The sequence below is a fragment of the Mesorhizobium sp. CA15 genome, assembly GCF_020165215.1.
Taxonomy (GTDB): Bacteria; Pseudomonadota; Alphaproteobacteria; order Rhizobiales; family Rhizobiaceae; genus Mesorhizobium.
In genome coordinates, this window is record NZ_JAIUHQ010000004.1 from 276,814 (window position 1) to 297,282 (window position 20,469).

Annotated in this window: 19 protein-coding genes; 1 reads left to right on the forward strand and 18 read right to left on the reverse strand. The window is 64.2% G+C overall.

The genetic code is table 11. The annotated features are described in order from the left end of the window. Positions 1–83: 83 nt before the first annotated feature. The 5 genes from LB515_RS10585 to LB515_RS10605 all read right to left on the reverse strand — a co-directional run bounded on the left by LB515_RS10585 (position 84) and on the right by LB515_RS10605 (position 5,306). The gene (locus tag LB515_RS10585; RefSeq protein ID WP_224707661.1) at positions 84–1,370 is read right to left on the reverse strand and encodes a cysteine desulfurase-like protein; all 1,287 of its coding nucleotides are present in this window, start codon (positions 1,368–1,370) and stop codon (positions 84–86) included. A 43-nt stretch (positions 1,371–1,413) separates the two neighbouring features. Further along, a complete protein-coding gene (locus LB515_RS10590; protein ID WP_140629246.1) occupies positions 1,414–2,088 on the reverse strand; it encodes an amino acid ABC transporter permease in 675 nt (224 codons plus the stop codon). A gap of 215 nt (positions 2,089–2,303) precedes the next feature. Further along, the gene (locus tag LB515_RS10595) at positions 2,304–3,101 is read right to left on the reverse strand and encodes an ABC transporter substrate-binding protein (RefSeq protein ID WP_140543112.1); all 798 of its coding nucleotides are present in this window, start codon (positions 3,099–3,101) and stop codon (positions 2,304–2,306) included. A 73-nt stretch (positions 3,102–3,174) separates the two neighbouring features. Next, positions 3,175–4,374 carry a pyridoxal phosphate-dependent aminotransferase gene (locus LB515_RS10600; RefSeq protein ID WP_224707662.1) on the reverse strand — a complete coding sequence of 400 codons (1,200 nt, stop codon included), beginning with the start codon at positions 4,372–4,374 and terminating at the stop codon, positions 3,175–3,177. A gap of 158 nt (positions 4,375–4,532) precedes the next feature. Continuing rightward, on the reverse strand, positions 4,533–5,306 hold the full coding sequence (locus LB515_RS10605) for an HpcH/HpaI aldolase family protein (protein ID WP_224707663.1): 774 nt from the start codon (positions 5,304–5,306) through the stop codon (positions 4,533–4,535). 120 nt (positions 5,307–5,426) lie between these two features. Between LB515_RS10605 and LB515_RS10610 the strand changes: the two genes are divergently transcribed. After that, positions 5,427–6,518, forward strand: a complete 1,092-nt coding sequence (locus LB515_RS10610; RefSeq protein ID WP_224707664.1) for an LLM class flavin-dependent oxidoreductase — start codon at positions 5,427–5,429, stop codon at positions 6,516–6,518. On the opposite strand, the gene LB515_RS10615 is transcribed toward LB515_RS10610, so the two are convergent. From LB515_RS10615 to LB515_RS10675, 13 genes are all read right to left on the reverse strand, one after another. Beyond that, entirely contained in the window at positions 6,519–6,914 is a 396-nt protein-coding gene (locus tag LB515_RS10615; RefSeq protein WP_224707665.1) for a RidA family protein, read from the reverse strand. Between the two features lie 29 nt (positions 6,915–6,943). After that, positions 6,944–8,092 carry an acyl-CoA dehydrogenase family protein gene (locus tag LB515_RS10620; protein WP_224637886.1) on the reverse strand — a complete coding sequence of 383 codons (1,149 nt, stop codon included), beginning with the start codon at positions 8,090–8,092 and terminating at the stop codon, positions 6,944–6,946. Positions 8,093–8,323: 231 nt separating this feature from the next. Further along, on the reverse strand, positions 8,324–9,136 hold the full coding sequence (locus LB515_RS10625) for an enoyl-CoA hydratase family protein (protein WP_224707666.1): 813 nt from the start codon (positions 9,134–9,136) through the stop codon (positions 8,324–8,326). After that, entirely contained in the window at positions 9,133–9,597 is a 465-nt protein-coding gene (locus LB515_RS10630) for a MarR family winged helix-turn-helix transcriptional regulator (protein ID WP_224707667.1), read from the reverse strand. Before LB515_RS10630 ends, LB515_RS10625 begins: the two co-directional genes overlap by 4 nt. After that, positions 9,591–10,364, reverse strand: a complete 774-nt coding sequence (locus LB515_RS10635; protein WP_224707668.1) for an SDR family NAD(P)-dependent oxidoreductase — start codon at positions 10,362–10,364, stop codon at positions 9,591–9,593. Before LB515_RS10635 ends, LB515_RS10630 begins: the two co-directional genes overlap by 7 nt. After that, entirely contained in the window at positions 10,361–12,655 is a 2,295-nt protein-coding gene (locus LB515_RS10640; protein ID WP_224707669.1) for a bifunctional salicylyl-CoA 5-hydroxylase/oxidoreductase, read from the reverse strand. The genes LB515_RS10635 and LB515_RS10640 overlap by 4 nt, the downstream gene beginning before the upstream one ends. A gap of 192 nt (positions 12,656–12,847) precedes the next feature. Next, on the reverse strand, positions 12,848–13,447 hold the full coding sequence (locus tag LB515_RS10645) for a VOC family protein (protein ID WP_224707670.1): 600 nt from the start codon (positions 13,445–13,447) through the stop codon (positions 12,848–12,850). Positions 13,448–13,525: 78 nt separating this feature from the next. Further along, the gene (locus LB515_RS10650; RefSeq protein WP_224707671.1) at positions 13,526–14,350 is read right to left on the reverse strand and encodes an ATP-binding cassette domain-containing protein; all 825 of its coding nucleotides are present in this window, start codon (positions 14,348–14,350) and stop codon (positions 13,526–13,528) included. Then, positions 14,343–15,221, reverse strand: coding sequence for an ABC transporter ATP-binding protein (locus LB515_RS10655; RefSeq protein ID WP_224707672.1), 879 nt, complete (start codon positions 15,219–15,221; stop codon positions 14,343–14,345). The genes LB515_RS10650 and LB515_RS10655 overlap by 8 nt, the downstream gene beginning before the upstream one ends. Continuing rightward, complete coding sequence (locus tag LB515_RS10660; protein WP_224707673.1) at positions 15,218–16,066, reverse strand: ABC transporter permease; 849 nt, start codon at positions 16,064–16,066, stop codon at positions 15,218–15,220. Before LB515_RS10660 ends, LB515_RS10655 begins: the two co-directional genes overlap by 4 nt. Next, positions 16,059–17,066, reverse strand: a complete 1,008-nt coding sequence (locus tag LB515_RS10665) for an ABC transporter permease (RefSeq protein WP_224707674.1) — start codon at positions 17,064–17,066, stop codon at positions 16,059–16,061. Before LB515_RS10665 ends, LB515_RS10660 begins: the two co-directional genes overlap by 8 nt. A gap of 68 nt (positions 17,067–17,134) precedes the next feature. Next, a complete protein-coding gene (locus tag LB515_RS10670) occupies positions 17,135–18,664 on the reverse strand; it encodes an ABC transporter substrate-binding protein (RefSeq protein ID WP_224707675.1) in 1,530 nt (509 codons plus the stop codon). Between the two features lie 168 nt (positions 18,665–18,832). Next, on the reverse strand, positions 18,833–20,407 hold the full coding sequence (locus LB515_RS10675; protein ID WP_224707676.1) for a phytoene desaturase family protein: 1,575 nt from the start codon (positions 20,405–20,407) through the stop codon (positions 18,833–18,835). Positions 20,408–20,469: the final 62 nt, after the last annotated feature.

Here is a 20,469-nt window from a genome sequence, read left to right on the forward strand (position 1 = left end):
CGTCACGGAATGGATCCTCGGGTCTGCGCGCGTCGCTTCGCTCCTTGCTTCGCCCGTGGATGACGACGCGGAGGTGGTCGGGATCACCGCAACTTCGCAATAATCGCCCGCAGCGCTTCCCCAAAACGGTGCACCTCTTCCACCGTGTTGTAATGCACCAGCGAGGCACGAATGGCGCCGCTGTCCATCGACAGATTCAGCCGCTTCATCAGCCGCGGCGCATACATGTGGCCGTCGCGTATGCCGATCTGCATGGCGGCCATCTCCTCGACGATCCGCTGCGGCGACAGCTTGCCGATGTTGAAGCAGAAGGTCGGCACGCGCTCGGTGATGCGCGCCTCGTCAGCGACGCCGTAGATCGTGGCATTGCAATCCCTCAGCACCTTCAGCATTGCGCGCGCCAGCATCAGCTCATAATCGCGGATGGCGTTCATGCCGGCGACGATGTTGTCGCGGCGCGAGCGGTTGTTTTCGGGAAGGAAGTTGCGGCCGATCGATTCCAGATAGCGCACCGCCGCGTCCATGCCGGAGACGTTCTCGTAGATGAAGGTGCCGGCTTCGACCTTGTAGGGCGGCTCGTCGGGAATGAAGTCCTCGCGGAAGGTCGGCAGCCGCTTCAGCGTGTCGAAGCGGCCCCATAGGAAGCCCATATGCGGCGAGAAATTCTTGTAGCCGGAGCAGACGAGATAGTCGCACTGCCAGGCCTGCACGTCGATCAGCCCATGCGGGCCGTAATGCACGCAATCCAGGAACACTTCGGCGCCGGCCGCATGCGCGATCCTGGCCACCGCGGCGACGTCGACGATCGAGCCGATCGAGTGCGCCGTCACCGTGCAGGCGACGAGGCGCGTGCGCTCCGACACCAGCGGCTTGAGGTCGTCGACATGCAGATTGCCGTCCTCGCGCATGCGCCACCATTTGAACTTGGCGCCGGCGGATTCCAGCGTCAGCCAAGTGGCGATGTTGGCGTCGTGATCCATGTCGGTAACGACGATCTCGTCGCGCCCCCCAGGATCTTTCGCGAGCATCTGGCCGATGCCGAGGCTGACCAGGCGGATGAACGAGGTGGCGTTCATGCCGAAGCAGATTTCGGACGGACTGTAGGCATTGATCAACAGCGCCACACTCTCGCGTGCGTCGGCGACCGACTGATCGACGGTGACGCTGCGGCCATAGCGGCCGCCGCGCTGCACATTGTGTGAAACCAGATGATTGGTCACGGCGTCGAGCACGCTTTGCGGGATCTGCGCGCCGGCGGCATTGTCGAGGAAGATGAAGTCGCCCGCCTGTTGAAGCGCCGGAAACATGGCGCGGATCTTCTCGACCGGGAACGCGGCGGCGTTGGTATTGTCGGACTGGTGCTTGTTCACGGGCAGGCTCCTGCGGGGGACTTGGACGATCGGTGGACGGGGTTCAGCGCGTCTTCTCGGTCTGGAAGCGGCGCTCGAGCAGGCTGACGAGGCGCACCATCGGCCAGAGGAAGATGAGGTAGACAAGCGCCGCGCCGATCAGCGGCGAGGGATTGGCGTAGAGCGACTGCGCATTGGTCGCTTCCTTGAGCAGCTCCGGCAGTGCCACGGTCGAGGCGAGCGAGGTGTCCTTGAACATCGAGACGCAGTTGCTGGTCATCGGCGGGATGACCACGCGGATCGCCTGCGGCAGCACGACCTTGCGCAGGGTCAGCATGAACGGCAGGCCAAGCGCCTGCGCCGCCTCGAACTGGCCGCGCGGAATGCTTTCGATGCCGGAGCGAAATACCTCGGCCGAGTAAGCCGACATGATGATGGCGAAAGCCGTCACGGCGGAGGCCCAGGACGACAGGCGTATGCCGAGGAACGGCAGCGCGTAGTAGATCAGGATCAAAACCACCAGCACCGGCAAAGCGCGAAAGATGTCGGTGTAGCCGACTGCGAGCAGCCGCAGCGGCTTCGGCGCATAGAGCCGCACGAGGCTGATCGCCAGCCCCGCCGCGATGCCGATGACGATGCTCATCACCCCAAGCAGCAGCGTGTTGAGAAAGCCGCGCAGCAGCGCCGGCAGGCTCGATGCAATAACGCCGGGATTGAAGAAGGTGTCGATCAGCGACATGGGAGCGTTCCCGAACCGTTTTGCGTCCAGAGCAATTCCACGAAAAGTGCGAAACGGCTTTTCGTCCGCAATTGCTCAAATCAAGGAGACAGACGCCAGAGCCGCGCACCGACACCGATTTTGCCGCACCGGCTTCGGCGATGGCAGGGCTCGTGGGTGAAAAAACGGACGTGCCGGCCTCTCGCGCCGGCACGTCCTGTTGTGTTCGTCGCCGCTCAGGCCTTGGGCAGCGGCATTTCCTTGACCGTGGAGGAGTCCGCCGGAGCATCGCTGTCGAACCACTTCTTGTGGATCGCGGCCAGCGTCCCGTCCTTCTTCATCGCCGTCAGCGCGTCGTTCAGCTTGCCGAGCAGCGGGTGGTCCTTGGTCATCATCAGGCCGTATTGCTCGCCGGTCTTGATGCGCTGCTTGACGACGAGGTCCTTCATCTTCTTGAAGGAATATTGCATGCCGGGGATATCGCTGACGGCGGCATCGACGCGGCCGGCGCTGAGGTCGAGCAACAGGTTCTGCTGCGTGTCATAGCCCTTCACGTCGCTGAAGCCGTCGGCCTGCTGATGGTCCTTGACCCAGGTTTCGCCGGTGGAACCGGAAAGCACGCCGACGACCTTGCCCTTGAGGTCCGCCTCGGTGCTGATCGGGCTGTCGGCCTTGGTGGCGATGCCCATGTCGGAGTCATAATAGGGCTGCGTGAAGGACTGCGACTTCAGCCGCTCCTGCGTGATGGTGATCGAGGAGATGGCGACGTCGATGCGCTTGGAGGTGGTAGCGGCGAACAGCGCCTGGAACCCGAGATCGGCGATGTCGGTGGTCATGCCGATGCGCTTGGCCGCCTCGTTGACGATGTCGACCTCGAAACCCTCGAAGGTGCCGCTCTCGTTCTTGTATTCGAAAGGCGGATTGGTCGGGTAAGCGCCGACATTGAGCACATCCGCGGCGTAAGCGGTGGCGGGGCCGGCGGCGATGCCGATAGCGGCGGCCATGAGAAGCAGGTTGCGACGAGTAAAGCTCATTTCTGTTCCCTCTGTTGTTGAACGGGCGGGTTTTCCCCGCACGGCTTTTTGCCGCCCCGCTTCCGGCAGGGCGTCAATTCATTGCGGCGGTCATGCGTTGAAGCGCCGTTTCTATCTGGTTGCTGTCGCGGCACACGCACATGCGCAGGAACGCCGCCGCCGAAGTTCCGAACAGGTGACCGGGCGCAAGCCCGACCCGCGCCGTCTCCAGAATGCGGGCGCAGGCGCGGCGCGCGTCGTTCTCGCCCTCCAGGGCGAAGAACGCATACATGCCGCCGCGCGGCTTGGTCGGCAGGATGGTGCCTGGGATTTGCGCCAGCCGCTCATAGGCGAGGTCGAGGCCTATCCTGATCCGCTGCCTGATTTCCTCGACCAGCGGCTCGCCCTGGCGGATGGCGGCGACGGCGCCGGCCTGGATCGGCGCGGCGGTGCCGCTGTTGACATATTGCGTCATCGCGCCGAGCTGGTCGGCAACGCCCGACGGATGGGTCAGCCAGCCGATGCGCCAACCGGTCATCGCCCAAGCCTTCGAGAAGCTGTTGACCGACAGCGCCCTGTCGCCGTCCTCGGCGATCTGCAGGATGGAAGGGGCGACGTCGCCGTCGAGATAGAGCCGGCCGTAGACCTCGTCGGAGATGATCCAGATGCCGGTGCGCCTGCTGAAGTCGAGCAGCGCCTGCATCTCCTCGCGCGTCGCGGTCCAGCCGGTCGGATTGGACGGCGTCGACAGGAAGATCGCGCGGGTGCGCGCATCGCAGCTTGCAAACAATCGGTCGAGATCGAGTTGCCAGTCGCCCTTGAAGTCGAGCGAGAACGGGCGCGGCTCGCCGCCGATCAGATGGATGGCGTTGTGAATGTTGGGCCATTGCGGCGCGACATAGACGACGTTGGTGCCGGTATCGACCAGCAGTTCCAGCGCCAGATAGAGCGCCTGCATGCCGCCCGGCGTCACCGTGGTCCGCGCGATCGGGATCGAGCGGCCGTGGATGCGCGTCTGGTATTCTGAAAGCGCCTCGTTCAGCGGGCCGTGCCCGCGCATGTTGGGAACGTAGAAGGTCAGGCCTTCGTCGAAGGCGGCCTTCGCCGCGTCGCGGATGAAGGCTGGCGTCACCATATCGCCTTCGCCGTACCAGAGCGCGATGACATCGCCGAGTTCCCGCGCGCGAACCGCAAGGTTGGCGATGTTTTCGGTGTGCAGATCGCGAATCTGGGCACGCACGCCATCGAAGGCATAGCGCGCGCTGGACGATGAATGGGGCAGTATGAACGACAAGGACCGAACCCCTCTCACCCGGAACACTGCGATGGACCGGAAAAGCCCCTCCAGCCGGACAGTCGCGATCTTGATGCTATCCAAAGTACGGCGCTTTTCAAGGCGAAAGTTTTAAGCTTAAAGTTTGGCGACCCTCTGCCTTGCCGATATGCTCTCGCCTAGCCGGCCCCAGACGCCAGTTCGGCGCGGGCGGCGGTGCCGTTGGCCGCGGCCCCGGCACCGAGAAACATCGTGTCGCTGGCCAGCACGAAGAAACTCGCGCCGATGGCTGCCCATCGGCTGACGGTCTGGGGGCTGGCGCAAAATATGCCGGCAGTCCTGCCATGTGCGATCGTTACGCGAATGATTGTTCCGATCGCCTCGGAGAGCTTGTCCGCGCCTGCCGGGCCGATCGCGTCGATCGACACCGAGAGATCGCCAGGGCCGACGAAGACCACGTCGACGCCGTCAACCGCCGCGATCGCTTCGATATTGGCCAGTCCCTCCGATGTCTCAACCTGGATCGCGACGATCGTTCGGTTGTTGGCGGAGGCAAGATATTCGGGAATGCGATAGCCATAGCCCGCGGCCCGGCCGGGACCGACACCGCGCGCGCCTTGCGGCGGATAGCGCGAGGCCTTCACCGCCATCGTGGCCTGCTCCGCTGTCGAGACGCGCGGCACGAGCACCCCTTGCGCGCCGCTGTCCAGCGCCGCCTGAATGGCTTCCGGCGCATGGCCGGGAACCCGGACCATCGCCGGCACGCGATGCACGTCGGCTGCTCGCACCATGGCCTCGATCATGTCGCGCGAGATCTGCGCGTGCTCCCAGTCGATGCAGAGGAAATCGAGGCCGGACAGCGCCATGACCTCGACGGCGACCGGATGGGGAATGGCGGCGAATGACCCGATAAGGTTCGTCTTGCCGATGCACTTCTGGCGGAACTCGCTCATGCCATCCCCTTTTTGAGTTGCCCAATGCATACCCGCAAATGACGGCGAGGCGAAGCTATTTCAGGCTTGAAATATTTTCTCGCCGGCCTAGCGTGTGGCGTCCCGCCGCGAGTTTCCGAGATGATCAAAGCCCATCCCCTGCACGGCCCGAACAGACTGAAGCTCGGCGTCTTCTCGACCAATGCCGATGGCGGGCTTGCCATCACCGACGTGCCGGAACGCTGGACGGCGAGCTGGCGGGATAATCTGACGGCCGCGCAGATAGCCGACCGCGCCGGCCTCGAATTCATGTTGCCGATCGCGCGCTGGCGCGGTTTCGGCGGCCGCAACAAGGTCCGCGAATTCTCCTTCGAGACCTTCACCTGGGCGGCGGCGCTCGCGGCCGTGACGGAGCAGATCGGCCTGTTCATGACAGTGCATGTGCCGCTGGTGCATCCACTCTACGCCGCCAAGGCGCTGGCGACGGTCGACCACATCAGCCAGGGCCGCGCCGGGCTCAACATCGTTTGCGGCTGGAACCCGAAGGAATTCGGCATGTTCGGCACGCCGTTGGTCGAGAAGGGCTATGACCAGGCGGCGGAATGGATTGAAATCCTCGAGCGGCTCTATGCATCGAGCGAGCCTCTCGACTACGAAGGCGCTTATTATCGGCTGAAGGAGGCGGTGAGCCGGCCGGCCAGTCTTCAGGTTCCGCGTCCGGTGACGATGAATGCCGCTTTCGGCGGCCCGGGCCGGGATTTCGCCGCCGCCAGATGCGACTATCTGTTCACGACCTTTTCCGAGATGAACGATGCCGGCAAGCATGTCGCCGACATCGGTGAGCGCGCCGACAAGGCGGGCCGCGATGTCGGCGTCTATACGGTTGCGCATGTCGTCTGCCGCCCGACGGTGGAAGAGGCGCAGGCCTATTACACGCGCTACGCCGTCACGATGGCCGATCACGAAGCCGTCGACGCCCATATGGCCGGCAAGAAGGAATTCTCCCAGTCGCACGATCCGCACGCCTATGATCTCTATCGGCAGCGCTTTGCCGGCGGCGCCGGCACTTATCCTTTGATCGGAACCCCTGAAAAGATTGCCGCCGATATGGTCGCCATCGCCGGGCATGGTTATCAGGGCATCGCGTTGTCCTTCGTCAACTACACCCAGGAACTGCCCTATTTCTGCGACCATGTTCTGCCGCTGCTGCGGCAGGCCGGGCTTCGCGAGTAACTACTCGGGGATAACAGCCGTCGCCTGAATCTCAACCTTGGCACGGTCCTCGACCAGCGCCACCACTTGCATCGCCGCCATCGCCGGGAAGTGTCGGCCGATCACGTCGCGATAGGCCTCGCCGATGCCCTTGAGGTTGCCGACATATTCGGCCTTGTCGGTAAAGTACCAGGTCATCGAGGTGATGTGCTGCGGCTCGCCGCCGGCTTCGGCGAGCACGGCAACGATGTTGGCGAGCGTCTGGCGCACCTGGCCGACGAAGTCGTCGGTCTCGAACCGGCATGCGGCATTCCATCCGACCTGGCCGCCGATAAAGACGAGCCGGCCATGCGCGGCCACACCATTGGCGTAGCCGATCGGTTTGGCCCAGCCTTCCGGCTGCAGGATGGTGTGCATGTCCAGTTCCCCCTGGTTCAAACTCGTTGTCACGCCCCGCCCATCACCTGCCTGGCGATGACCACCTTCTGCACGTCCGAGGCGCCCTCATAGATGCGCAACGCCCGGATCTCGCGATAGAGGCTCTCGATGATGTGTCCCTTGCGGACGCCATCGCCGCCATGCAATTGCACCGCCTTGTCGATCACCTCCTGCGCCTTGTCGGTGGCGAAGAGCTTGGCCATCGCGGCCTCGCGCGTCACCCGCGCGGCGCCCATGTCCTTGGTCCAGGCGGCGCGGTAGATGAGGAGCGCAGCCGCGTCGACATCCAGCGCCATGTCGGAGAGGTGACCCTGCACCATCTGCAGTTCCGCCATCGGCGCGCCGAACAGTTTTCGCTCGGCCGCGCGTTTGATGCTTTCGTCCAGCGCGCGCCGCGCGAAGCCGAGGGCCGCCGCGCCGACCGTCGAGCGGAACACGTCGAGCACCGACATGGCGACGCGGAAACCGTCACCCGGCTCGCCGATCAGGCCGGAAGCCGGAATGCGGACATTATCGAAGGAGAGCCGCGCCAGAGGGTGAGGGGCGATGACCTCGAGCCGCTCGGCGACGCTGAGCCCCTTCGTCTCCGCCGGCACGACGAAAGCGGAAATCCCCTTGGCGCCGGGCGCCTCGCCGGTGCGGGCGAACACCACGTAGAGGTCTGCGATGCCGCCATTGGAGATCCAAGTCTTTTCGCCCGAGAGCAAATAGTCGCCGCCTTCGCGGACAGCGGTCATTTCCATATTGGCGACATCCGACCCCGAGCGTGGCTCGGAGAGCGCAAAGGCGGAGATCGCTTGGCCGGTCCGCGTCTTCTCCAGCCAGCGCTGCTGGTCCGGCGTGCCGAACAGCGTGATCGCGCCGGTGCCCAGCCCCTGCATGGCGAAGGCGAAATCGGCGAGTCCGTCGTGGCGGGCAAGCGTCTCGCGCGTGATGCAGAGCGTGCGCACATCGAGCGGTCCGGGTTTGGCCGGGTCGAGCGCCGTCGGCTTCAGCCACCCGTCGCGGCCGAGCATCGCCACGAGATCGCGGCAGGCGGCGTCGACATCGTGGTGGTCGACGGGAAGGTTTTGTTGGCACCAGGCTTCGAGACGCTCGGCAAGTTGGCGGTGGCGATCTTCGAAGAAGGGCCACGAGAGGAAGGTGCGGTCAGGCATTTGCACCTCCGCAGTGCTTAGGGCGTTGCGCTCTACGGCGCCCCCCTCTGTCCTGCCGGACATCTCCCCCTCTAGGGGGGAGATTGGCAGTTTTGGCGTCCCGCTCAATCCTGCGTCGTTGGTGGTTGGCGAAAGCGGGGGCGACATCCAATCTCCCCCCTAGAGGGGGAGATGGCCGGCAGGCCAGAGGGGGGCGCTGTCCCGCCAACCTCTCCAAGAACACACCCATCCTCAACTCCCCTCGAACACCGGCTTTTCCTTCGCGGCGAACGCCTTGTACGCCCGCTCGAAATCGCCGGTCTGCATGCAGATCGCCTGTGCCTGCGCTTCCGCCTCGATCGCTTGCTCGAGGCCCATCGACCATTCCTGGTTAAGCTGCGTCTTGGTGATGCCATGCGCGAAGGTCGGGCCGGAGACGATGCGCGCGGCCATGTCGAGCGCGTCGGCCTCCAGCGCCGCCGGTTCGACCAGCCGGTTGTAGAACCCCCAGCGCTCGCCTTCGGCGGCGCTCATGGTGCGGCCGGTGTAGAGCAGTTCGGCGGCGCGGCCCTGGCCGATGATGCGCGGCAGGATCGCGCAGGCGCCCATGTCGCAGCCGGCCAGCCCGACTCGGGTGAACAGGAAGGCGGTCTTTGCCTCCGGCGTGGCGATGCGGATATCGGAGGCCATGGCGATGATCGCGCCGGCGCCGACCGCGACGCCGTCGACGGCCGCGATGATCGGCTTGCCGCAGTTGAGCATCGCCTTGACGAAATCGCCGGTCATGCGCGTGAAGGCGAGCAGCGCCTTCATGTCCATCTTGACCAGCGGCCCGATGATGTCGTGGACATCGCCGCCCGAACAGAAATTGCCGCCATTGGGCAGGAACACCACGGCATCGACGTCGTCGGCATAGACGAGCTCGCGAAACGTGTCGCGCAGCTCGGCATAGCTGTCGAAGGTCAGCGGGTTCTTGCGCTCCGGCCGGTCGAGCCGGATCTTCGCGACCTTGCCTTCGACCTGCCAGAGGAAGTGCTTCGGCTTGAGCTTGGCCATGGCGCTCATTCGCGTCCCTCCCAATTGCTGCGGAACGATTTCAACATGCCGGTCAGCTGCCGCGCCTCGTCCTCGCTGACATTGCCGAGCAGCTCGCCGACCCAATTCTCATGCGCGGCGGCGATCGCGGCGAAAGACTTCGAGCCTTCCTCGGTCAGCCGTACCATCGAGGTGCGGCGGTCGCCATTGCGGCGCGCCCGCGTCACCAGCCCTTCGGACACCAGCCGGTCGACGATGCCCGTCACATTGCCGTTCGACACCAGCAGAAAGCGCGACAGGTCGCTCATCAGCATGCCTTCCGGCGAGCGGTAGAGCGCCGCCATCACGTCGAAGCGCGGCAGCGTGGTGTCGAACTCCTTCTTCAAACGCTCGCGCAGCTCCGACTCGATGGTGCGCGAGGCGCGCAGCAGGCGTATCCACAGCCGCAGCCTGTCCTTGCCCGGTCCGGCGGAAGTCGGTCCCGCTACCATGTCTCGCCTCCCGAAATCGAAATGGCCTGCCCGGTGATCGACCGCGCGGCGTCGCTGCACAGCCAAAGCACCGCCGCCGCGACTTCTTCCGGCTCGATGAAACGCCCTTGCGGGTTCGTCGCCGCAAGGCTCGCGCGCGCCTCGTCGGTGGAACGTCCGGTCTTCTCGACGATGCGCTGGACGGACTCCTCAAGCATCTCGGTTTCGACGAAGCCCGGGCACACGGCATTCACGGTGACACCGGATTTGGCGGTCTCGGCAGCCAAGGCCCGCATCAGGCCGACAACGCCGTGCTTGGCCGCGACGTAAGGTGCGACATAGGCATAACCCTTGAGGCCCGCGGTCGAGGCAATGAAAATGATCCGGCCTGTCTTTCGCGCGAGCATTCCGGCGAGCGCCGGCTTCACGGTCAGGAACGCGCCGGTGAGATTGACGTCGAGCGTGCGCTGCCAGTCGGCCAGCGCGGTCTTGTGCGCCGCCACGCTGCCCGCCATGCCGGCGTTGGCCACGACGATGTCGAAGGGTCCGCGTGCGGTTTCCGCCTTCTGGTACACGTTAGCCATGGCGGCCTCGTTCGTGACATCGGCGGTGACGGCAAAGATGCGGTCGTTTTCCTTTGTAACCTCAGCCAGCGTCGCTTCGCGCCGCCCGCATATGGTGACGGCCACACCTTCTGCCGCCAGTGCTTGCGCAATGGCTTTGCCGACGCCGGAGCCGCCGCCGGTGACCAGCGCGTGCTTGCCGGCAATTTCGCGCACGGCGCTCATACTTTGAGCCCCGCAGCCGCTTCCCGCTCGGCCAGGCGGTAGATCTGGTCGCGTCCCGGCAGATAGGGATCGGGCCATTTGACGCCGCGGTCGCCGAGCGTCACCGCCGCATGCAGGGTCCAGTACGGATCGGTGAGATGCGGCCTGGCCAGCGCCACCAGATCGGCGCGGCCGGCCATCAGGATCGAGTTGGCATGGTCCGGCTCATAGATGTTGCCGACCGCCATCGTCGCCATGCCGACCTCGTTGCGGATGCGGTCGGAGAACGGCGTCTGGAACATGCGGCCATAGACCGGCTTGGCGGCGATGGTGGTCTGCCCGGCCGACACGTCGCAGAGATCGATGCCGGCCTGATGCAGCAGCCTGGCGATCTCGACCGCGTCGGCCGGCGTCACCCCTTCGATGCCGACCCAGTCATTGGCCGAAATGCGCATCGAGATCGGCTTCTCGGCCGGCCACACTGCGCGCACCGCATGGAAGATTTCCAGCGGATAGCGCATGCGGTTTTCCAGCGAGCCGCCATAGTCGTCGGTGCGGCGATTGGTCAGCGGCGTGATGAAGGCTGACAGCAGGTAGCCATGCGCGGCATGGATCTCCAGCATATCGAAGCCGCAGCGTTTGGCCATCTCGGCCGAGGCGACGAACTGATCGCGAACCAGATCCATGTCGGCGCGGTCCATCGCCTTCGGCACCTGGTTCTTCGGCGACCATGGCACGGCCGAAGGCGCCATCACCGGCCAGTTGCCGTCCGGCAGCGGCACGTCGGTTCCTTCCCAGCCCACCCGGGTCGAGCCCTTGGCGCCGGAATGGCCGATCTGGGCGCAGATCTTTGCCTCGGTCTCGGCATGGACAAAATCGACCAGCCGCTTCCAGGCAACCTCGTGTTCAGGCTTGTAGAAACCGGTGCATCCAGGCGTGATGCGCCCTTCCGGGCTGACGCAGGTCATCTCGATATAGACGAGCCCCGCGCCGCCCTTGGCGCGCTCGGCATAGTGGGCGAAATGCCAGTCGGTCGGGCAGCCGTCGACCGCCTTGTACTGCGCCATCGGCGAGACGACGATGCGGTTGGTGAGCGCCATGTCGCGCAGCTTGAACGGCGCGAACATCGGCGCGCGGCGTAAGCTGTTGCCGCCGGCGCCGGCCTTGCGCTGGAACCACTCCTCGGCGCCCGCCAGCCATTCGGCGTCGCGCAGGCGAAGGTTTTCGTGGCTGATTCGCTGCGAGCGGGTCAGCAGCGAATAGTTGAACTGAACTGGATCCAACCCGAGATATCGTTCGACTTCTTCGAACCATTCCAGCGAATTGCGTGCCGCCGATTGCAGCTTCAGCACCTCGGTGCGTCGCGCATCCTCATATTTGCGGAAGGCCGCATCGAGGTCCGGCTCGGACTCGACATAGTCGGCGAGCGCCACCGCGCTCTCCAGCGCCAGCTTGGTGCCGGAGCCGATCGAGAAATGCGCTGAAGCCGCCGCATCCCCCATAAGCGCCAGGTTCTTGTACGACCAGCGCTCGCACAGCACCCGCGGGAAGTTGATCCACGCCGAACCTCGAATGTGGTTGGCGTTGGTCCTCAGCGGGTGGCCGCCGAGATGCTTTGCAAAAATGCGTTCGCAGACCGCGATCGATTCCTGCTGCGTCATCTGGCCGAAGCCGAACGCAGCCCAGGTCGCTTCGCTGCATTCGACGATGAAGGTCGCGGTCTCGCTGTCGAACTGGTAGGCATGCGCCCACACCCAGCCATGCTCGGTCTTCTCGAAGATGAAGGTGAAGGCGTCGTCGAATTTCTGCGTGGTGCCCAGCCAGACGAACTTGCATTTGCGGGTGTCGATGTCCGGCTTGAAGACGTCGGCGAACGTGGCGCGGGATTTAGAGTTCAACCCGTCGGCGGCGACCACCAGGTCATGCGTTTCCATAAAGGGTTTCGGGTCGGAAATATCGGTCTCGAACATCATCTTGATGCCGAGCTCGCGGGCGCGCCGCTGCAAGAGGATCAGGAGCCGCTTGCGGCCGATGCCGCAAAAGCCATGGCCGGAAGAAACCGTGCGCACGCCGTCATGGATGACGGCGATGTCGTCCCAATAGGCGAAATGCTTCTTGATCCAGACGGCGCTGACCGGGTCGTTCCTGGTCAGGTTCTCCAGCGTCTCCGCCGACAAAACCACGCCCCATCCGAACGTGTCGTCGGCGCGGTTGCGCTCATAGACCGTCACCTCATGCGCGGCATCGCGCAGCTTGAGCGAGATGGCAAAATAGAGGCCGGCTGGTCCGCCGCCGAGAACCGCAACCTTCATGTCTTGCGATCTCCTCTAGGGCAATTCCAGGAAAAGCGCGTAACGGTTTTCCGTCCGGAATTGCATGAAACGCTCTAAAGCATCGGGAACGCCGGCAAGCCGGCGACCCAACTGTCAGTATCGCGCTGGCCGGCCATTATTTCAAGCTTAAAGTTTTATAATTGAATGATCGACGCCAGCCTGTTTGATTAGTCACTTGGTCGGATCCTTTGGGCTCCACAGCACCGTCTCGGCGCCCTTTTCATACGCCATCCCTTCGGGGTAGCTGATCGCCTCGAGCTGCAGCCCCCACGGCGCCTGGAAATAGAGGATGGTCTGGCCTGCAGCCGGCCCTTCCTTTACCGGCAGCGGCCCCATCCGGGTCTTCACGCCCTTGGCCTCGAGATAGGTTTTCGCGGCGGCGACGTCGTCGACATAGAAGGCGATGTGGAAGCCACCGATATCGCTGTTCTTCGGTGTCAAATCCTTCTGGTCGGGCGCGGTATATTTGAACAGCTCGATGTTCGATCCGTAGCCGCAGCGAACCATGGTGATCTCTTCGATCACCGCTTTGGGATCGACGCCAAGCAGGTCCTGCATGAAGGTGCCCTTGTCGTCGGCGAACGGCCCGAACGACATCGCCTTCTTGCAACCGACGAAATTGGTGAAGAAGTCGACGGCCTGCTTCATGTCGGGCACGGTGATGCCGGTGTGGTCGTGCCCGCGCATGCCGGGGATTGAATCCGCGGAAGCCACTCCCATTGCGCCGAACAAAGAGACCGCGAGGATCGCCGCCTGGATTACGTATTTCATGTCACCCTCCGTTGGCGGGCTGACTTGTCCTTGCGCACATCCGAGGCCCGCTGGTCGGCGTGCGGATCAAAACTCACGTCATGCCGACGCCTTGGGCCGCAGCCAGTCCGGGTCGATTTCCGGCAGCGGAATGGCGGCGAGCAGGTCGCGCGTGTAAGTCTCCTTCGGGTTCTCGAACAGCGCGTCCGTGGCGCTAGCCTCGACGATCCTGCCTTCGCGCATCACGATGACCTGCTGGCAAAGCCGCCGGATCACCGACAAATCGTGGCTGATGAAGGCCACCGTCAGCCCCATCTCGGCCGCCAGCTTTTCCAGCAGCGTCAGGATCTGCGCCTGCGTCGAGACGTCGAGGCCGGAGACGATCTCGTCGGCCAGCACGAATTTCGGCGATAGCGCGAGCGCTCGTGCGATACCGACACGCTGCCGCTGGCCGCCCGACAATTCGTGGCGGTAGCGGCTGGCAAAATTCTGCGGCAGGCCGACGCGCTGCAGCGCTTCCGCGACGCGTTCCTTCAGCCGGTCGCCAAGGCCGTTCTGCCGCAAGGGTGCGGCGATGATGTTGAAGATCGTGTGGCGCGGGTTGAGCGAAGACATCGGATCCTGGAAGATCATCTGCAGGTCGCGGCGCAGCGGCCTGAGCTCGGTTTCCGAAAGACGGCTGATGTCGCGCCCCTCGAAGCCGATGGAACCCGCGCTAGGCTCGATCAGCCTGACCAGCGCGCGACCGAGCGTCGACTTGCCCGAGCCGGACTCGCCGACAATGCCGGTGACAGATCCCTTTGGCAGGTCGAAGTCGAGCCCTCTCAGGATTTCGGCCAGCGGCGCGCGGCCGATCATCGGCTTGCGAGTCATGTCGGGCAGCGCCACCTTCAGCCCGCGCACGGAAATCAGCGGCTCAACCATGGCCGGACCTCCAGTCCTTGTCGGCGGCGGCGATCTCTACGGCCAATCCGGCAAGCACGTTTTCGTCCACCGGCTTCAGCGAGGCGTATGGGTCGGTGTAGCGCGGTGTCGCCGCCATCAGCGCGCGCGTATAGGGGTGCTGCGGTGCCGCAAACAGCGCCTCGGTCTCGGCCTCTTCGACCACCTTGCCGGCATAGAGCACCGACACTTTCTGGCTGATCTTGGCAACCACGCCGAGGTCATGGGTGACGAACAGGATCGCCGTGCCATGATCGCGCTGCAGTTGCGCGATGAGCCGCAGGATCTGTTTTTGCACCGTTACGTCCAGCGCCGTCGTCGGCTCGTCCGCGACAATCAATCGGGGCTCCGCCGCGAAAGCCGCCGCGATCAGCACACGCTGACGCATACCGCCGGACAATTCATGCGGATAGCTCTTCAGCACGCGCTCGGGATCGCGGATTTGCACCTCGTCGAGCAACTGCCATATGCGCTGGCCCGCCCTCTCGCCGCTCCAGCCGAGGATGCGCACCAGCCGGTCGGTCATCTGCGGGCCGATGCGGCGCGACGGGTTGAGCGCGGTGAGCGGATCCTGCGGGATCAGCGCCGTGCGCGCGCCGATCAAGGTCCGCCGCGCCTTGGCATCGAGGCGGCCGAGGTCCTCGCCCTCGATCAGCATCTCGCCTTCGACGATGCGCACGCTTTTCGGCAGCACGCCGAGCACCGCCTTGCCGATCATCGTCTTGCCGGCGCCGCTTTCGCCGACCAGCGCGCGCACCTCGCCCGGCTGGACGACGAGCGACACGGAGCGCAGCACGCGCTGGCCGTTGGGCAGCACGGCGCTCAAACCGCGGATTTCCAGGCACGCGCTCATCGCAGCACCGGATCGAAGCGCGCCTTCAGCGCTTCGCCGAATTGGCTGAAGGAGAGCACTGTCAGGATCAGCGTGATCAGCGGGAACACCAGCACCCACCAGGCCTGATGGATCGACAGCCGACCCTCGGCGATGATGCTGCCCCAGGTCGGGTCGTCGGTCGAGATCGACAGATTGACGAAGGAGAGGATCGCCTCGACGATCACGGCGATGCCCATTTCGAGCGACAGCAGCGCCATCACCGACGGCAGCACATTGGGCAGCACTTCGCGCAGCATGATGCCCATGCGGCCATAGCCGGCAATGCGCGCGCTCTCGACATAATCCATGCGCGCCTGACTCATCGCCTCGGCGCGGATCACCCGACAGAAGCGCGTCCAGTCAATGATCGCAATCGCAAGGATGACGGAACTCAAGCCGGTGCCCAGCACCGCTACCAGCAGGATCGCGAACAGCACCGGCGGGAAGGCCATCCAGACATCGACGATGCGCGAGATGATGCGGTCGGGCCAGCCGCCGAAATAGCCGGCGATCAACCCTAGCGCGGAGCCGAGCAGGCAGGCGGACGTCGCCGCCGCGAAGGCGACGATGAAGGCGATGCGGCCGCCGAAGATCAGCCGCGACAACAGATCGCGTCCCAGGCTGTCGGTGCCCAGCCAATAGCCGGGCTCGGCGCCGTCCAGCCAGAAGGGCGGCAGGCGCTCCAGCATCAAATCCTGCGCCAGCGGGTCCTGCGGCGCGATCAATGGCGCGAAGATCGCCGCGAGCAGCGCCAGCAGCAGCCAGCCGCCGGCCAGCCACAGCCTCGGAGCCAAACCGCGTCGGGCGATGCGCGCCTCATCCATGGCGCAGCCTCGGGTTGAGCAGCGCATATGTCATGTCGACGGCGAGGTTGATCAGCACGAAGAGCAGCGCGAACACCAGCACGATGCCCTGGATCAGCGGCAGGTCGCGGTTGATGACGGCGTCGATCGCCATGTTGCCGAGGCCTTCATAGGAAAACAGCCGCTCGACGATGACGGTGCCGCCAATAAGGAAGGTGAACTGAACGCCGACCAGCGTCAGCGTCGGCAGCGCCGCGTTCTTCAGCGCCTCGCGCAGGATCACCTGTGTCTCCGAAAAACCTTTCACGCGCGCCAGCACCACATAGTCGAGATCGAGCACTTCCTTCAGCGACTGTTTGAGCAATTGGGCGATGATCGCCGCCAGCGGCAGCGCCAGCGCGACGGCCGGCATCAGCATGTGTTTCAACAGGTCCCATGTCAGGTCGAAACGAAGCCTGAGGATGCTCTCGACCAAGTAGAACTGGGTGGCGAAGGGCAAATCGAGCTGCGGCGACACGCGGCCGGAAATGTCGAAGACGGGGACCAGCACGCCGAACAGCAGAATCAGCACTAGGCCCCAGAGGAAATCGGGGATGGAGAGCGTCGCGCCGCTGGCGACGTCGATGCCGGCCTCTATCGCCGTGCCGCGTGAGCGCGCGCCGAGGATCGCGGCGGTAGTGCCGATCGCGATCGCCATCAGCAGCGCCACGGTCGCGAGCTCCAGCGTGGCCGGCAGCCGGTTGAAGACGAGGCCGAGCACGTCCTGACGCAATGATATTGACGTGCCGAAATTCCCATGCAGCACGCCGCCGAGCCAGATGAAGAATTGCTGCACGATGCTCTTGTCGAGCCCGTAGAGCGAGCGCAGCCGGGAGATGTCGTCATCGCTGGCGCCGGGCGGCAGCATCATCGCGATCGGATCGCCGGGCGCGACGCGGATGACGACGAAAACGACGACGGCGACCCCGAACAGCGTCACCAGCATCGTCAAAAGACGAACGAGGAATCTTTGCAGCAGCATGCGCCCATATGTCCGGATGAAAATGCGCGCCGTCTTGCGGACGGCGCGCGGCAATCCAGAACCGTTGATCAGGCGGCCGGGGTCATCAGCGCCGGCAGCAGCGCGCCGGACACATGCTGCACGACATTCACCTTCTTCGAATGCACGATCGGCTGCGCATATTGGATCAGCGGCAGCACATAGGCCTGCTCCGCGATGTATTTGTCGACGGCCTTCCAGCCGGCGATGCGCTTGGTCTCGTCCTTCTCGCCCCACAACGGGTTGATCATGTCGACAAGGTCCTTGCTGTCCCAAACCGAATGCGGGCTTGGGCCATACATGGCGAAGCCGGTCGAGGTGGTCGGGTCGCCGATCGAGTTGCCCCAGTTGTAGAAAGCGGCCGGAGCCAGCTTGTCGGCGGCGCGCAGCTCGTAATGCTTGGCGATCTCGTAGACCTCGATATTGGCCTCGATGCCGACCTTGCGCCACATGCCGACGATCGCCTGGATCATCTCGTAGTCCTTGGGCTTGAAGCCCTTGGTCGTCTGGATGGTAAACTTGACAGGCTTCTTGGGCGAATAGCCGGAGGCGGCGAGCAGCTCCTTGGCCTTCTCCGGATTGTGCTCGACTTTGATCGATGGATCGAAGGCGGCGTATTCCGGCGTCTCCAGCGTCGCGATCGGCTGGCCGTAGCCGCGCAGCAGCCGCTTGACCAGAAGCTCCTTGTCCACTGCCATCACGGCGGCCTGGCGGACGTTCTTGTCCAGCATCGCCTCGATGTCGTTGAAGAAGATCATGCCGATGTCGGAAACATTCTTGATCGAGCCGGCAAGCCCGTCCTTGGCAATCAGCCGGTCATATTCCTCATAGGGGATTTCGAGCGTCACCTGCGACGAGCCGGATTCGATCTCGGCGACGCGGCTTGCCGCGTCTGTGACGAATTTGATCGTCACGTTCTCGAAGGCGGGCTTGGTGCCCCAATAATGTGGATTGGCCTTCAGCCGCAGGAACGCATTGCGCTCGAACTTGTCGACCATATAGGGACCGGTGCCGATCGGCGCCTTCTCGAAGCCTTCCGCGCCGACCTTCTCGTAATAGGCCTTCGGCAGGATGTAGCCGGTCAGGAACGACATCCACTTGAAATAGACCGGGTCGAACTGCACCACGTCGCCGGTGATCTTGTTGCCGTCGATCTTGAAGTTGTTCACGTTCTTCCAGACGAACTGGATCGGATTCCCGGTCTTCTCGTCGCCGGCCCGCTGCAGCGACCACACCACGTCCTCGGCCGTGAAGGGCGAGCCGTCATGCCATTTCACGCCGTCACGCACCGTCATCGTCACCTTGGTGCGGTCGTCGTTCCAGCCCCATTCGGTAAGCAGGCCCGGCGTGAAGGATAGATCGGGCTTCTGTCCGATGATCTGGTCAAACACCGATTGATAAAGGCCCTGGATGGTCGGATTGACTGCCGAGGGTCCGGTCGTCGGATCCCACGAGGGCAGGTTGACATTGTAGGCGATGGTGAGTTCGTCCGCCGCCTTTGCCGCCCTCGGCAGGCCAAACGTGGCGGCACCGAGCGCCGCTGCGCCATACCCAAGCAAGTCACGTCGGTTGATGGTCATGGTCGTTCCCCTTGTTGGTTGTCTTTAATTTGCGCGGCGTTTTCGTTCGGTGGTGGGCAACCGCGCCTTGTCCATTCCCGGAATTGTAGCTCTTTATTGGAGCATGATCTTTCTCCGAAAACCGGTTCGCACTTTTGCGTTCGCTGACCTTCGGTTCGGGATCATGCTCTAGTTCCCTCCCAGCTGTTGGGCGAGCATGAAGCCGGAACCTGCGCCCGTGCCGGCGCCGGGCCATGTCGCCGCGCCGGTGAGAAAGAGGTTCGAGACCGGCGTGTTCCAGCGCGCGAAGCCCCGCGCCGGACGGAAGAGGAAATTCTGCGCCAGGTGATGGCTGCCGCAGATCTGGTCGCCGCCGACGAGGTTCGGGTTCTCGCGCTCGAGGTCGACCGGCGAGAAGATCGCACGGCCGAGAATCTTTTTGCGCAATCCCGGCGCATAGCTCTCGATGATGTCGAGAGCGCGCTCGGCATAGGCATCCTTGACCGCATCCCAGTGCGCCGGCGCGATCTTGCCCTCGGCATCGCCAAGGATTTCGGCCGGCAACATGCGCACCTGCACCCACAGCACATGCTTGCCTGGCGGCGCGCGCGACGGATCGACGGCCGTCGGCTGGCCGACGACCAGCACCGGCTGCTCCGGCAGTTGGCCAGCGATCGCCTGCTGATAGACGCGCGACATGGCGTCGAGCGACGGCGCCAGATGCACATAGGCGAACTGGCGAAGCTCGGCGCCGGCGCTCCAGTCGGGCAGGTCGTCCAGCGCCAGATGGATCATCATCGTGCCCGGCGCGTGGCGGAATGTCTTCATCGCCGCATCGAAGCCGGCGTCGCCAGAACCGTTGGGCAGCAGCCCGCCCGCCAGCGCCTTGGGTGCGACGCCGGCAATGACCGCCTTGCTTGCAGCATGGGTTTCTCCGGATGCCAGCCGAACGCCGGTCGCCCTGCCGCCGGCGACCATGATCTCCGCGACCTCCGCGCCTGTTATGATCTTGCCGCCAGCCGCCTTGAGCATGCCGGCAAGCGCCAGGATGATGGTATCGGCGCCGCCTTTGCCGAGCACCATGCCGAAACTCTGGTTGGCCATCGATTCCAGGTAAGGGAACACGGCGCCGCCGGCGATGTCGGGCGCGAAATCCAGATGCATGCCCCAGGCCGCAAGTGTCGTGCGCACATGCGGCGTCTCGAAATTCTCCTCGAGCCACGCGCGCGGCGATGACAACAGCAATCGAGCCGTATCGAGCGCGCCGGAAAAACCCTTCTTGCGCCAGAGATTCCAGCCTGTGCCGGCCAGCGCCCTTGCGCTCATCGGCGAACCCAGCAGGCGGAACAGATGTTCGGCCTCACCCGGGAAGGCGGCGACCAGTTTCCGCCATGTGGCCGCGTCCGCCGCGGAGAAGGCGGCCAACCGCGATGCGGTCCTTTCGAGGTCGTTGCTGACGCCGAACCATTTGCCGTCCGGGAAGGCGCTGGCGAAACAATCGGCCGCGGGCGCGAATTCCAGTCCGTGGCTTTTCAATTCATTTGCATATTTCCGGCGGAAGGCCGAGCCGGCGAAGAGGCTCAAATTCATCGCGCCGAAATCGTGCCGGAAACCGGGAAGCGTGTACTCGGCGGTCCGTACCGCGCCGCCGATTGCCTCGCTGCGTTCGAAAATCGCTATTTTCCAGCCTTTGAGCGCCAGATGCGCGGCGCATGCCAGACTGTTGTGGCCCGCCCCGACAAAGATGGCGTCGAACTCGCTCACGCCCTGCCCCAAAAATGCTTTATGCTTAAAGATAATTGCAGATGCATATGTTTTCGTCTAGT